This is a genomic window from Streptomyces sp. DSM 116795, from assembly GCF_055792905.1.
The window spans coordinates 2,668,654-2,682,447 of record NZ_CM147707.1 but is presented as its reverse complement, the minus strand read 5'-3'; the positions used below and the strand labels follow the sequence as shown (position 1 = coordinate 2,682,447).

Sequence of the window (13,794 nt, the reverse complement as noted above, 5' to 3'; positions counted from 1 at the left end):
CGGTATCGTTGCCGACGGTCGGACGCTTCGTAGAGTTCCCCGGAATCCGCCGGTCCATGAGTTCGTACGACCACACAATCCGCTGTTCCCTTGTCCGGCACCGTCCGTGCCGGGGGAATCCCGTGAGAGAGAGCTTCGCCGTGGCTGCGCACCAGAGCCCGAGCCGCACCGGTTCCGGTTCCGTCTCCGGCACCGGCCCGGGCTTCAGCCCCCGCTCCCGTAAGGGCCCGGCCCGCCTCGTGGTCCTCGTCTCCGGCTCCGGTACGAATCTGCAGGCCCTGCTCGACGCCGTCGAGGCCGAGGGACCCGAGCAGTACGGCGCCAGGATCGTGGCCGTCGGCGCCGACCGCCGCGGAATCGAAGGGCTGGAACGTGCCGGGCGCGCGGGGATTCCCACGTTCGTCTGCCGCGTCCGGGACCACGCCACGCGTGACGAGTGGGACGAGGCGCTGACGGCGGCGACCGCGGCGTACGAACCGGACCTGGTCGTCTCCGCGGGCTTCATGAAGATCGTGGGCAAGGAGTTCCTCGCCCGCTTCGGAGGCCGGGTGGTCAACACCCACCCGGCGCTCCTTCCCAGTTTTCCCGGCACCGACGGGGTGCGCGACGCCCTTGCCTACGGGGCCAAGGTGACCGGGTGCACCGTCCACTTCGTCGACGACGGTGTCGACACGGGACCGATCATCGCGCAGGGCGTGGTGGAGGTCCTGGACGAGGACGACGCCGACGGCGGCGCCGCTCTGCACGAGCGGATCAAGGAAGTCGAGCGACGGCTGCTCGTCGATGTCGTGGGACGCCTCTCCCGCGACGGCTATCGCATCGAGGGACGAAAGGTACGGCTGCAGGATGGGTGAGGGTGGCATGAGCCAGGGCCAGAGCCAGAGCCAGGACGAGGGCCGGAGCCGGGGCGGGGACGCGGAGACCAAGCTGCCGGTCCGCAGGGCGCTGGTCAGCGTCTACGACAAGACGGGTCTGGACGGCCTGGCGCAGGGCCTGCACGCCGCGGGCGTCCAGCTCGTCTCGACGGGGTCGACGGCGAAGCGCATCGCCGCGGCCGGGGTCCCGGTCACGGCGGTGGAGGAGCTGACCGGCTTCCCGGAGTGCCTCGACGGGCGAGTCAAGACGCTGCACCCTCGCGTGCACGCGGGCATCCTCGCCGACCGGCGGCTCACCTCGCACCGTGAGCAGCTCGACGAGCTGGGCATCGAGCCCTTCGACCTCGTCGTCGTCAACCTCTATCCGTTCCGGGAGACCGTCGCCTCGGGCGCCACTCCGGACGAGTGCGTCGAACAGATCGACATCGGCGGACCGTCGATGGTGCGCGCCGCCGCCAAGAACCACCCCTCGGTCGCGGTGGTCGTCAACCCGGAGCGCTACGGCGCGGTGCTGGCGGCCGTCGGCGGGACCACCGCCGAGGCCGAAGGCGCCGGTTCCGGCGCCGGTTCCGGCTCCAGTTCTGGACCTGGGGGCTTCACGCTCGCCGAGCGCAAGCGCCTCGCCGGTGAGGCGTTCCAGCACACGGCGGCCTACGACGTGGCCGTCGCCGCCTGGTTCGCCGACGGCTACGCACCCGAGGAAGCCGGCGCGGAATCCGGGCCCGTGAGTCCGCTCCCCGCCTTCGCCGGCGCCGCACTCAGCCGCGGCAGCGTGCTGCGCTACGGCGAGAACCCGCATCAGCCCGCGGCCCTCTACACCGACGGCAGCGGCACCGGCCTGCCCGGCGCGCGGCAGCTGCACGGCAAGGAGATGTCGTACAACAACTACGTCGACACCGAAGCCGCCCGCCGTGCCGCGTACGAGCACGGAAGCCGGCCCTGTGTCGCGATCATCAAGCACGCCAACCCCTGTGGCATCGCCGTCGGTCAGGACGTCGCCGAGGCACACCGCAAGGCGCACGCGTGCGACTCGCTCTCCGCGTTCGGCGGCGTCATCGCGGTCAACCGCCCGGTGTCCCTCGCCATGGCCGAGCAGGTCGCGGAGATCTTCACCGAGGTCATCGTGGCGCCGGACTACGAGGAGGGCGCCGTCGAGGCGCTCTCCCGCAAGAAGAACATCCGGGTGCTGCGCTGCGCCGAAGAACCCTCCGCGGACCTGGAGTTCAGGCCCATCGAGGGTGGTGCGCTGCTGCAGGTCAAGGACCGTCTCCAGGCGGCGGGCGACGATCCCGCCAACTGGACGCTGGCGACCGGCGAGGCGCTCTCCCCGTCCGAACTGGACGAACTCGCCTTCGCCTGGCGCTCCTGCCGCGCCGTGAAGTCCAACGCGATCCTGCTCGCCAAGGACGGCGCGACCGTCGGCGTCGGCATGGGCCAGGTCAACCGCGTGGACGCGGCGAAGCTGGCGGTGCAGCGCGCGGGAGAGGAGCGTGCCGGCGGTTCGTACGCCGCCTCCGACGCCTTCTTCCCCTTCCCGGACGGGCTGGAGGTGCTGGCACGCGCCGGCATCAAGGCCGTGGCGCAGCCCGGCGGTTCGGTGCGCGACGAGGCCGTCACGGACGCGGCGAAGGCGGCGGGTGTCACGATGTATCTGACCGGCACGAGGCACTTCTTCCACTGATCGCCTCCGCGTCCACCGATCGCCCTGACCGCTTCCACGTGACTGTGAGCAGCCGCCGGTGACCACCGGCGGCATGCCACTCGTACCACGGCCGGTGGTTCAGTACCGCGGCCTCTCGAACCAGGCGCCCGACTGCGCCAGCAGGACGATGCAGGTTACCCCCAGCCCCAGCCAGAGGATTCCGAACGGAAACGCGATGAGGCCGAAGAGGGTGATGAAGGAGGCCCAGACGATGCCTCCGACGCGTACTCCGCTGCCGCCGTTCGTGAACCAGATGCCCAGCATGATGCCGATGACGGCGTGCACCAGGAAGAGACCGCAGAAGAAGTAGGCGATGCCGATCCCGATCTTGGCGTCCGCCATGTTCTCGATCTCGCTCAGGCTGTTCGCAGCGATCCCGAGCATCGCGATGCCGAACACGGAGAGGAGCCCCTGGAGCCCGCCGGCGATGAACATCATCACGCGGACGGCGTTGACCTTGCTCTCCATCGCCCCGGTCGGCACCGGCTGCTGGTACGTGCCGGGTGCCTGCTGCGGAAAGCCGTAGCCGGGCTGAGGGGTCTGGGGATATCCGTACGGCTGCTGATGCTGATGCTGCTGGGGCGGCGGCTGCTGGGCATAGGGGTTGCCGGCGTACGGGTTGTTGGGCGGCTCGGTCGGATAACTCATCGTGGTGCTTCCTCACTTCGGTATCTGCGCTGCTGTGGGGCACAGGGCCCCTGACGTCCCGCTGCCGGTACGACATACTCGTTGGTCATGAAAGACGGATCGACGCCAGAGCAGGGCGGGTTCGGACCGGCGGAACCGATGCCCCCTCAAGGTGGAGGGGCAGCATATGGATATCCCGGTCCTCACGGGGGCCACGGATATCCGTCCGGCGCCGGACCTGCGGAGACCTATGGTCACGATGGGGGGTACGCACAACCGCTGGTCACCATCGGGGACATCACGGTGACGGCGGACGGCATCATCACGCCGGCGGGCAAGATGCCGCTGAGCGGCGCCACTTGGACGATCACGGACATGAGCCGGACGGAGGAGAGGATACCGACGCACGCGATCGTGCTCGCGGTGGTCTTCCTCGTCGTCTGCTTCCTCGGGCTGCTCTTCCTGCTGATGAAGGAGCGGACCACGGCCGGCCACGTACAGGTGACCGTGAACAGCGGCGGGAAGTTCCACTCGACGATGATCCCGGTGTACGACCCGATGGCCGTGCACCACATCATGCAGCAGGTCAACTACGCCCGCTCCGTGAGCATCTGAGCCGGCGGGCCCGCCGAACGCGCGAGGGCCGTGCGCCGCGGAACGTCGCGGCGGGCACGGCCCTCGTCGCCTGTGTGACGTCTGCGTGCTCAGTACCGCGGGCGGTTGAACCACTGCGAGCCGTCCTGCTTCGCCATGAAGACGATGATCAGGATGCCGAGCGCGAGCGGGATGATGCCGACGATGACGATGAGGGCGAAGAGCCCTCCGACGGCCATCAGCGATCCGTAGACGATGCAGCAGATGCGGATGGCGTTGCCGCCGTTGTTGAACTGCGAGGCCAGGAAGATCGCGGCTGCGCTGAAGAGCAGCCCGATCACGCCGCCGGCTATCAGGATTCCGGAACCGACGCTCGCGAAGTCCGAGCCGTAGGTGTCATCGACCTGCGAGGCGTTGTAGAAGTTGGCGATCGCGCCGATGATGCCGAGCCCGCCCATGATGAACATGATGATCCGGACGGCGTTCACCGTGCCGGGCATCGTCTGCGGGGCGTTCGGGTAGGTGAAGCCGGGCTGCTGCGGGTAGCCGCCCTGCACGGGCTGCTGGAAGCCGGCCTGCGCCTGCTGCGGGTAGCCGTATCCGGGCTGGCCGCCCTGTCCCTGCTGCGGGTAGCCGTACGCCTGCTGTGGCGGCGGCTGCGCGTAGGGGTTGTTCGGGTCCTGGCCAGGGGGTGGTGGGTAGCTCACGAGTGCCTTCCTCCGAGCGTTCGACAGGGGACGGAATGGGCCGAAGAACTCGGGGGAACGACAGATCCGCCCCCGCAGATGCCGTGAGTGGACTGCGTGAGGTGTGCGTTTTGCACGTTGTGCCTCCCCCGATGGTGCGGCCCCGTGCCGTCGGCCCTTCTTCGTACGGGCACGGTGCCAACGGCTCATGTTCGTCGCCCCATGGTGACGATGTCCAGCCGGACTCCTCGAATGTGGCGAATCCGAAACGCGAAGCCCCAATCCCCGCCACCCCGGCGGCCGTTTCGGATCGGCGTGCCCGCCGCTCCGTCCTGCGGAGCGATACGGATTTCGGCCCGGCCTCGGTATCCGCGAGTATGGGAGACATGACGGCCCAGATTCTCGATGGCAAGGCCACGGCAGCAGCGATCAAGACCGGTCTGAAGGCGCGTGTCGACGCCCTGCGGGCGCAGGGGATCACGCCCGGCCTCGGCACCCTGCTCGTCGGTGACGACGTCGGCAGCCAGAAGTACGTCGCCGGCAAGCACCGCGACAGCGAGCAGATCGGCGTCCGGTCGATCCGGCGGGAGCTGCCCGCCACCGCCACCCAGGAGGAGATCGAGGCGGTCGTACGCGAGCTGAACGACGACACGGCCTGCACCGGCTACATCGTCCAGCTGCCGCTGCCCAAGGGCATCGACACCAACCGCGTGCTGTCGCTGATGGACCCGGACAAGGACGCGGACGGCCTGCACCCCACCAGCCTGGGCCGTCTTGTGCTGAACGAGCCCGGCCCGCTCCCGTGCACGCCGCGGGGCATCATCGAGCTGCTGCGCGAGCACGGCGTCGAGCTGAACGGCGCGCATGTCGTCGTGGTCGGCCGCGGCATCACGGTGGGCCGTTCCATTCCGCTGCTGCTGACGCGGCGCAGCGAGAACGCCACCGTGACGCAGTGCCACACCGGCACGCGTGATCTGCCCGCGCTGCTCAAGCAGGCCGATGTGATCGTGGCGGCGGCCGGAGTGCCGCATCTGATCAAGCCCGAGGACGTACGGCCGGGAGCCGCCGTCCTCGACGTGGGCGTGAGCCGCGACGAGTACGGCAAGATCGTCGGGGACGTGCACCCCGGTGTGGCCGAGGTCGCGGCGTGGATCTCGCCGAACCCGGGCGGCGTCGGCCCGATGACCCGCGCGCAGCTCCTCGTCAACGTCGTCGAGGCCGCCGAGCGCGCAGCGGGGGAGTGATCAGGATGCCTGAGGGAGGAATTTCGCGCCGCTTCCCGTCGATCACGCGCGACACCGCGCGGCCGGAGGGCGGACAACGGGCGATGGGCGCCGGGCACGCGGCGCCGTACCGGCAGTGGCCGCTGCTGTCGGTCTGCTGCGGAGTGCTGATCGGGCTGCTGGTGACGGTCGGGGAGTTCCGCGCCGGGACGCTGATCATCGGCCTGTCGCTGCTCGCCGGCGCCGTGATGCGCTGGCTGATGCCGTCCGTGGGCATGCTTGCCGTCCGTTCCCCCTTCACGGACATCGTGACGTACGGCGCGCTCGGCCTGTCGATCATTCTGCTGGCGATGATGGCGCAGCCCAAGCCCTGGCTGAACATCCCGGTCCTGGAGGAGATCGTGCACTTCGTCGTCGGCAGGGAGGGCGGCTGACGCCGGCTCCGGGCTGGGTTCCGGCGGGCCGGGCGCGCCCCCGCCCGGGCACCCCAGAGCACATACCCCGACACGTGCTGTGAAGTGTGAAGACGGCCCGTGCTTCCTCGTGGAAGTGCGGGCCGCAGTCATGGATGCAGCAGGCGGACGGGGTGGCAGACTAGGTGACGATCTGGCGCGGGAATTGTCGACGAAGTCGGGGGACTAGGGGGAGGCACATGCCTCGGTGGAGGCCGCTACCGGAGGAACTGGACCCACAGATCCGGGAGTTCACCAGCCAGCTGCGGCGGCTGGTCGACCGCAGCGGAATGAGCGTCGCGACCATCGCGGACCGTACGGGCTACAGCAAGTCGTCCTGGGAGAGGTACCTGGGCGGACGGCTGCTGCCGCCACGCGGCGCCGCGCACGCGCTCGGGGACGTCACGGGGATCGACATCCGTCATCTCGAGACGATGTGGGAGCTGGCCGAACGGGCGTGGAGCCGCGACGAGATGCGGCACGACCAGACGATGGAGGCCATCCGCGTCGCGCAGGCGCGTGAGGCGCTCGGGGAGTTCTGGGACGACGAGCCGGCCAAGGGCCGCAAGTGGGGCCGTAACAAGGACAAGGTCAAGAACAAGGACCGCGACGGGAACCGCGACAAGGAGAAGGCACGCGCGAAGGGTGCGGAGAAGAGCGGTGCCGAGCCCGCCGTCAAGGAAGAGGAGTGGAAGGAGAAGACGGGGGAGCACGCCATCGTCTCCGCCGAGATGCTGCAACGGCAGGGCTCTGCCGCCGGGTTCCTCGCTCCGCCCTCCGCCTCCGCGATCCCTGGCATCCGCGGCAGCGCCGCGTCCGCGCCCGCCGCGCCGGCGGAGACGAACCGGCCGCCCATAGACGACGAGACGGCCGTGCTCCGCCCCCGCCCGCTGCCAGGCAACGGCGGTAACGGCGGTAATGGCGGTCACGGCGGCAACCTCGGCAAGGGCGGCAACGTCGGCGGCAAGGGCGGCGTGCCCCAGGGTGGTCCTCCGGGCCGGAGCCCGGCGACGGCCGGCGTGCCCGCGCAGCGCGTCGACGTGTCCTCGTGGGGCGCGGCGCCCGCCGCCGGCGGCGGGCGCCGCGGCCATGGTGCCCCCCGCGGCGACGGCGGGACGGCGGGGCCGGGACGTACGGAGCCGCCTCGACCGGAATCGGGACTGCCGGCGTACCCGGGCAACGGGCCGGGCGCCACGGCGAGTTCAGGCGGTGCGGACGTCCCCGGCAGCCCCGGTCCAGGGGGCCCGGACGGCGGTGGCCGTGCCTCGCGCGGCCGCCGGGTCGCGGCGCTGCTCGTGGGCGCCGTGTCCGTGTTCGCGGTCCTGGGCGTGGGTGTGCTGGTCTTCGGGCTGCCCGGCGGGGCGGACGACTCCTCAGCCTCGCCGACGCCTTCGGCGACGGCCTCGCCCCGTAACCTCCCTGCCGGGGTGAAGTGCCAGGGCGAGGGCTGCTCGGGCAAGGACCCGGAGAAGATGGGCTGCGGCGGGCAGAACGTCAAGAGCAGCAAGTCCGCGTTCGTCGGGCCGAGCGTGGTCGAGGTGCGGTACAGCAGCGTCTGCAAAGCAGCGTGGGGCCGTATAACGGGTGCCGCGCAGGGCGACGGTCTGAAGATCAGTGCCGGCGGCCAGGCAGAGAGCGACAAGGTCGACGCCACGAACGACGCGTACACGGAGATGGTCGCCGTCGAATCCGCGAATGACGCGCGCGCCTGCGCCACTCTCGTGGCGGGCACGACGGGCTGCACGAAGGCCGGCACGGCCGGCCAGGCGGACACCGCGGAGACGGCCGGCCCGGCGACTCCCGCGGAGACGGCGGACACTGGGGGCGCCGCACAGCGGTAGCCGGGGGAGGCTCTGTGCCCCGAGCGTGCGGGGCCCGGCTCCCGTCGTCCGTCCGGGTCAACTCGCCGCTCTCAACTCGCCGCTCTCAAGGCGGCGTTGACGATTCTGAAGCTGTCCGAAATTCATTGGTGTTCGGATGAATGCGCATGCATGGCTCGGCCGATCCCGGGAATGCGCCCTGTCAGCAACCCCCCACGGGCTGGCCGCGTCGGCCGCCGTCCGCGTCATCCCTCCTTGCGCGGGCGGCTGCCGACGCGTATACGACGTCGGATAACCTGGCGCGGGGTCTCTTGACATGGAGAGACATCCAGAGACTTCCGCACAGGGCAGGGCGCGTTCCCTCTGGCTTTTCCCTGCGGGTCCCCCTGGGGACCTCAGGAGGTGCCCAGGGAAGGAACCCGCCAGGAAGCTGCCACCGCCAGGTACTACGGAGACCGCCATGACCCGCACCCCTGTCAATGTCACCGTCACCGGAGCGGCCGGCCAGATCGGCTACGCGCTGCTCTTCCGTATCGCCTCCGGCCAGTTGCTGGGTGCAGACGTGCCCGTCAGGCTGCGGCTGCTGGAGATCACCCCGGCGCTGAAGGCCGCCGAGGGCACCGCCATGGAGCTCGACGACTGCGCCTTCCCGCTGCTGCAGGGAATCGACATCACCGACGACCCGAACGTCGCCTTCGACGGGACCAACGTGGGGCTCCTCGTCGGCGCCCGTCCCCGCACCAAGGGCATGGAGCGCGGCGATCTGCTGGAGGCCAACGGCGGCATCTTCAAGCCGCAGGGCAAGGCCGTCAACGACCACGCGGCTGACGACGTGAAGATCCTCGTCGTCGGCAACCCGGCGAACACCAACGCCCTCATCGCCCAGGCGGCCGCCCCGGACGTGCCCGCGGAGCGCTTCACCGCGATGACGCGCCTCGACCACAACCGCGCGCTCACGCAGCTGGCGAAGAAGACCGGCTCGCAGGTCTCCGACATCAAGAAGCTGACGATCTGGGGCAACCACTCGGCCACGCAGTACCCGGACATCTTCAACGCCGAGGTCGCCGGCAAGAACGCGGCCGAGACCGTGAACGACGAGAAGTGGCTGGCCGAGGAGTTCATTCCGACCGTCGCCAAGCGCGGCGCCGCCATCATCGAGGCCCGCGGCGCCTCCTCGGCGGCGTCGGCCGCCAACGCCGCCGTCGACCACGTACACACCTGGGTCAACGGCACGCCGGCCGGCGACTGGACGTCGATGGGCATCCCCTCGGACGGCTCCTACGGCGTCCCCGAGGGCATCATCTCGTCCTTCCCCGTCACCTGCGACGGCGGCACGTACAAGATCGTGCAGGGGCTGGAGATCAACGAGTTCTCGCGCCCCCGCATCGACGCGTCCGTCCAGGAGCTGTCGGACGAACGCGAAGCGGTCAGCGGCCTCGGTCTGCTCTGACGCCTGCGGCGGAACGGCGGCGCGCCTTCGCCGTCTTCGCCGCGGTGTCGGCGGAACGCATCCGCGGCATCCCGAACGGGCCCGTGCGGTCCGGGAGTTCGCCTCCCGGCACCGTACGGGCCCGTCCTCGGCCGGTGGCCCCGGCTTGGCCGGTCCAGCCGCGGGAAGGTGCCCAGCTGACCACGCCCCAGGGGCAGTTCGCGCATTCCGCGCACTCGGGACGGTGAACTCCGCGGCGTTCCCGAAGCGTTATCCACAGGGTTTTTGCTGCCGTGGTCGGGGCGCTGCTCCCTCGGGTATGTTCAAGGTCAATCCCTGAACGGAACTTGGGGAAGCCGGGGCTACTCATGAGTTACTCAATGCGCACGCATGCTCACAGTGAGGCGACGCGTCTGCTGTGCGCCGGCGCGCGCTTGAATGCCGGATTCCGCCAGCGCGTCATCGATGAGCTGGTCGGTCACGCCGAGCGTCCCGTCCCGCCTTCGCTGGGTGTCGACGTGCGTCCCGTGCTGGCACACGCTCTGCGGGCGCGGCGGCAGGAAGTGCAGACGGCGATCGCGCTGCTGGCCGTGTGGACCGGATTCTTCCTCGTCTCCGTGCTCCTGACGTGGGACACCCTGGACGACCAGTTCGGCGCGAACTTCGACCTCTCGCTCGACGAACTCCTCTCCCTGGCCCTGTTCCTGGGCGACGACGCGTTCTCGTCGATGGGGGACCAGCCCACCGCCTGGGTGCTCTTCTACGCCGGTGTCGTCCTCGCGCTGTGGGCCGGCCGCGCGATCTCGGGGCGCGAGACGCTGCTGTACGCGGGGACCAGGACACCGCGCAAATCGCTGCGGTCCGCGATACGGCGCAGGCTGGGCACGGCCGTCACCTACGCCGCCCGCGCGCTCGCTGCCGCCTACTGGATCGCCGCCGTCGCCGGCATCCGCGACAACCCCTATCCGGTGATCTTCCCGCTGCTGATGGTCGCCGTGGTCTGGCTGCACCGGATCAGGGTGACCTCCGTACTGCGGGAGCAGCTCAGCCGCGAGAACTTCGGCACGGCCCAGCAGCCCGAACTCCCGTACGCGCAGCGCTACCGGCGCATCGGCGAGGCGATCGACCTCGAACAGCACGCCCCGGCGACGCTGTACGACGCGAACCGTCCGTTCGTCGGTTCCGGTGTCCCGCACAAGCCCTGGTCCTTCGCGCTGGAGCTCCGCCGCAGGAAGGACGCGCCCGCCGCCGAACCGGCCAACGGCGTGCCGCCGCAGGCGGCGCATGGAGCGGCGGTGCCGGCGGCGGCGCCTCAAGTGCAGGCGCAGCACGCGGAGTCGCAGCAGCCGGAGATGCCGCCGCTGCCGATGCCGTCGGGGCAGATCAACCCGATGCAGCCGCCGCACCCCGGCAGCCAGACGCAGACGCAGCCGCAGACGCCGGACGAGTATCCGCAGCACGCGCATACCCACGGGCACACCCACGGGCACGCGCACGCACAGCACCCGCCGGCGAACCACCTCTCCAGCCGTCACGTCCTCGACATGATCACGCCCCGGCTCGTGGCGCTGCGCGAGGCGACGGCGCGCACCAGCCGGGACAGCCTGCGCGGACTGGAGATCGAGGAGTTCGTCTATCTGCCGTCCGGCGTGCGCCGCGACAGCGGTGTCTACGAGCCGGACAGCGTGCAGCAGCACCTCTCGGAGGCTGCCGACGACGGCGGGGAGGCCCGAAGGCACTTCCTCCGCGTCCGCGTGGGTTCCTGGCATGAGCAGGTGGTCGTCTCGCTGCTCGTGCGCGTCCACACGCAGGGCGGAATGCTGGTCCTGGAGGTCGTCCCGCACGTACTGGGGCCGGTCGCCGAGGAGTTCCGGGAGGTCGACGCGATCGTCGAGCGCCACGCGGCCGGCTCGTCCCGCGAAGGTGTGCTCGCGTTCCTCACGGCACCCGCGGCGACGGCTGCGGCCGGGATCGCCACGGCCCGTACGCTGCTCTCCGTCTTCCGCGTCTGGCTGAGCTCTCCGGAATACGCCGCGCCGGACGCGCCGCTGGTCTCCATCAGGGAGCTGGCGAGTGCGAACGAACTGTCGCTGTTCCAGGAGATGGACGTCAGCCGCTACATCAAGACCGTCCAGGACAGGATTGCCGGCGGTGTGCGGGACGCGCTGGAGCAGCGCGGCTTCCGTACGGACCGCTTCGAGCAGCAGATCGTGAACGTACGCGACGGCGGTGTCTACATCGAGGACATGAGCGGCGGCGCCGTGGCCACCGGCGAAGGCGGCCAGGCGCATCACGTGGAGAGGAGCCCGGCGTGATGGCGCCGGGCGAGGACCGCTCGGGCGGCGTGCCGCAGGAGCCGGGGACGGAGCCGGAGGCTCAGCCGGGCGATGGCCGCCGCCGCGAATCCGGCGGCGGGGGAGGACCGGTGAACATCGGCAGCATGTCCGGCGGCGCGATCGCCACCGGCGCCTACGGCCGGGCGACCTCGTACAGCCACACCGCCCCGCCGCCGCAGACCGACGAGGCGACGCTGGCGCTCCTGGAGGCGGTGCGGGCGCTGCGCACGGACATGCGCGTCCTGGCGGCCACCGACGAGACCGCCGCCGTCGACGGCGAACTGGGCGAGATCGAGGGCGAGATCACACGGACGGGCCGAGCCGGTGCCGGCCGTCTCGCCCTGCTCCGCGACCGGCTTCAGGCGGGCGCGAGCGCGGTCGGGATGCTCGCGTCGGCGACCGCGGTCGTGCAGGCCGCCGCGCAGGTGCTGGGGTGAGAGACGTGAGAGGTGAGTGCCCGTGATTCGCTTCGACGCCGATCAGCAGCGCTGGGTCGACGACGACGCCGAGACGTTGCACGCACGGCAGCAAACGGAGTCCGCGCGGCAGCAACGGCACGTGGCCAAGGGCACGTTGGTCGTGCTCGCGGTGTGCGGGCTCGCGTTCGGCACGTGGGCGCTCGGCTGGAAGGACGAGCCCGGGCAGCCCGACGGCCGGTCGCAGGAGTCGGTTGTCGTCCCCGACCCGGCGGCCACGTCACGCCCCGACAAGAGCGCGCCGGCGGGCGACGGCGAGGAGCCGGCCGACCCGGCCGGCTCGGCCGATGCCGACCCGCCGGAGGGGTACGAGATCGCGGAGGACCCGGAGGGCTTCAGTCTCGCCGTTCCCGAGGGGTGGCAGCGCCGCACGGAGGAGCGCGACGGCGCGCAGGCCGTCTTCTACGAGAAGTCCGGCCGGGCCAGTCAGCTCCAGGTCTTCTTCGTGGAGGACTCCGACCCGTACGAGTCGCTGGAGCTGGCGGAGGAGAACGCCCAGAAGAACGAGGGCTTCGAGCTCGACTCCCTCGACCGCCTCGACGGCGGCGACGGTCCGGCGGCCCGTCTCGAATACACCTACGACTCCCATGAGCACGGCGGGACGCGGCGCGTCATCGACCACCGCTTCGAGGCCGAGGACGGCGAGCTCTACGCGGTCGTCGCATACGGGCAGGAGGACGACAGCGCCTCGGAGGAGCAGAAGGAGCTGCTGGACACCGCGCTGACCTTCTTCTGCCCGACCGGAGTGGACTGCGGGGACGACGGGGACGGGAGCGGCGACGGAGACGGGGACGACGGGCTCTGAGAGGCACCGTTACGGCGGACGGGGGAGCGGCCTCAGCGACCTCAGTCCCTGGGGAAGTCTCCCGTCTCCAGCTTCAGCCCGACGACCGTCCCGGTCAGGTCGAGCGGCTTGCCGAAGGCGACGGTGAGCCTGCTCTCGTATTCGCCCTTCTCGGGCTGCGTGAAGAGGTGGCACTCGCCGGTGTAGGGGTCCGCGACCACATACACGGGCACTTCGGCGGTGGCGTAGGCCTGCAATTTCGGGCCGTAGTCGTTTGGGCCCGTACCGGCGGAAACGACCTCGGCGACGCACTCCACGTCCTCGTGCTGCCAGTGACCCTTCTCGTCTTTCACCGCACCCTCGGCGAGAGCCACCACATCGGGAGCGAAGCCGTTCAGATGCCCGGGGAAGTCGAAGCGCACGTCCGACTTGATCCGATTCCTGGGATACCTGGTCCGCAGCTGATCGTAGAGAGCCGCGATGATTTCCCAGTGCGTGTCCCGTTGCGGCGACATGAAGACGGTCCCCTCGACGATTTCGGTCTTGTAGCCCTCGGGGACGGGCATCCGCTCCAGCCGCTCGAACAGGTCGTCCAAGCTCGGATCGTCGCGCTCGGTCATCTCGGTCCTGTCGGTCAGTGCGATGGTCATGACCCTGTGCTCCTCCCCGCTGCCGCGTCGCTCCACGCCTGCAGCCGCATTGTCGAACGATACGAACACAGATCAGGACACGCTCTTGATCGCCGTGAGCGCCGCGACCGCGGCCGTCAATACCGCCCGGCTCGGAATGC

Annotated in this window: 13 protein-coding genes; 10 read left to right on the top strand and 3 right to left on the bottom strand. The window is 70.4% G+C overall.

Annotated elements, in window-relative coordinates:
* The first annotated feature begins 239 nt into the window (after window positions 1–239).
* Both purN and purH read left to right on the top strand, forming a co-directional pair.
* Complete coding sequence (gene purN / locus ACSMXX_RS11380) at window positions 240–854, top strand: phosphoribosylglycinamide formyltransferase (protein WP_473184740.1); 615 nt, start codon at window positions 240–242, stop codon at window positions 852–854.
* 7 nt (window positions 855–861) lie between these two features.
* Window positions 862–2,556 carry a bifunctional phosphoribosylaminoimidazolecarboxamide formyltransferase/IMP cyclohydrolase gene (gene purH, locus ACSMXX_RS11375; protein WP_473183921.1) on the top strand — a complete coding sequence of 565 codons (1,695 nt, stop codon included), beginning with the start codon at window positions 862–864 and terminating at the stop codon, window positions 2,554–2,556.
* Window positions 2,557–2,655: 99 nt separating this feature from the next.
* Here the strand turns inward: purH and ACSMXX_RS11370 are convergent, their stop codons facing one another.
* Window positions 2,656–3,225 (bottom strand): hypothetical protein, encoded by a 570-nt coding sequence (locus ACSMXX_RS11370; RefSeq protein ID WP_473183920.1) that lies wholly within the window; start codon window positions 3,223–3,225, stop codon window positions 2,656–2,658.
* A 282-nt stretch (window positions 3,226–3,507) separates the two neighbouring features.
* Here ACSMXX_RS11370 and ACSMXX_RS11365 point away from each other — a divergent pair, with 282 nt between their 5' ends.
* Window positions 3,508–3,819: a hypothetical protein gene (locus ACSMXX_RS11365; protein ID WP_473183919.1), complete on the top strand. Its 312-nt coding sequence runs from the start codon at window positions 3,508–3,510 to the stop codon at window positions 3,817–3,819.
* A gap of 89 nt (window positions 3,820–3,908) precedes the next feature.
* On the opposite strand, the gene ACSMXX_RS11360 is transcribed toward ACSMXX_RS11365, so the two are convergent.
* Window positions 3,909–4,505 carry a hypothetical protein gene (locus tag ACSMXX_RS11360; protein WP_473183918.1) on the bottom strand — a complete coding sequence of 199 codons (597 nt, stop codon included), beginning with the start codon at window positions 4,503–4,505 and terminating at the stop codon, window positions 3,909–3,911.
* Between the two features lie 365 nt (window positions 4,506–4,870).
* Here ACSMXX_RS11360 and ACSMXX_RS11355 point away from each other — a divergent pair, with 365 nt between their 5' ends.
* The 7 genes from ACSMXX_RS11355 (at window position 4,871) to ACSMXX_RS11325 (ending at window position 13,025) form a co-directional block, all read left to right on the top strand.
* Window positions 4,871–5,728, top strand: coding sequence for a bifunctional methylenetetrahydrofolate dehydrogenase/methenyltetrahydrofolate cyclohydrolase (locus tag ACSMXX_RS11355; protein ID WP_473183917.1), 858 nt, complete (start codon window positions 4,871–4,873; stop codon window positions 5,726–5,728).
* 5 nt (window positions 5,729–5,733) lie between these two features.
* Window positions 5,734–6,141, top strand: coding sequence for a DUF3017 domain-containing protein (locus ACSMXX_RS11350; RefSeq protein WP_473183916.1), 408 nt, complete (start codon window positions 5,734–5,736; stop codon window positions 6,139–6,141).
* Between the two features lie 218 nt (window positions 6,142–6,359).
* Window positions 6,360–8,000, top strand: coding sequence for a helix-turn-helix domain-containing protein (locus tag ACSMXX_RS11345; protein WP_473183915.1), 1,641 nt, complete (start codon window positions 6,360–6,362; stop codon window positions 7,998–8,000).
* A gap of 439 nt (window positions 8,001–8,439) precedes the next feature.
* The gene (locus tag ACSMXX_RS11340; RefSeq protein WP_473183914.1) at window positions 8,440–9,429 is read left to right on the top strand and encodes a malate dehydrogenase; all 990 of its coding nucleotides are present in this window, start codon (window positions 8,440–8,442) and stop codon (window positions 9,427–9,429) included.
* A gap of 359 nt (window positions 9,430–9,788) precedes the next feature.
* Complete coding sequence (locus ACSMXX_RS11335; RefSeq protein WP_473183913.1) at window positions 9,789–11,723, top strand: hypothetical protein; 1,935 nt, start codon at window positions 9,789–9,791, stop codon at window positions 11,721–11,723.
* Window positions 11,720–12,181 (top strand): hypothetical protein, encoded by a 462-nt coding sequence (locus ACSMXX_RS11330; RefSeq protein ID WP_473183912.1) that lies wholly within the window; start codon window positions 11,720–11,722, stop codon window positions 12,179–12,181. Before ACSMXX_RS11335 ends, ACSMXX_RS11330 begins: the two co-directional genes overlap by 4 nt.
* A 22-nt stretch (window positions 12,182–12,203) precedes the next feature.
* The gene (locus tag ACSMXX_RS11325) at window positions 12,204–13,025 is read left to right on the top strand and encodes a hypothetical protein (RefSeq protein WP_473183911.1); all 822 of its coding nucleotides are present in this window, start codon (window positions 12,204–12,206) and stop codon (window positions 13,023–13,025) included.
* Between the two features lie 41 nt (window positions 13,026–13,066).
* Here ACSMXX_RS11325 and ACSMXX_RS11320 read toward each other — a convergent pair whose 3' ends face one another.
* Complete coding sequence (locus ACSMXX_RS11320; protein WP_473183910.1) at window positions 13,067–13,654, bottom strand: Uma2 family endonuclease; 588 nt, start codon at window positions 13,652–13,654, stop codon at window positions 13,067–13,069.
* Between the last annotated feature and the right edge of the window lie 140 nt (window positions 13,655–13,794).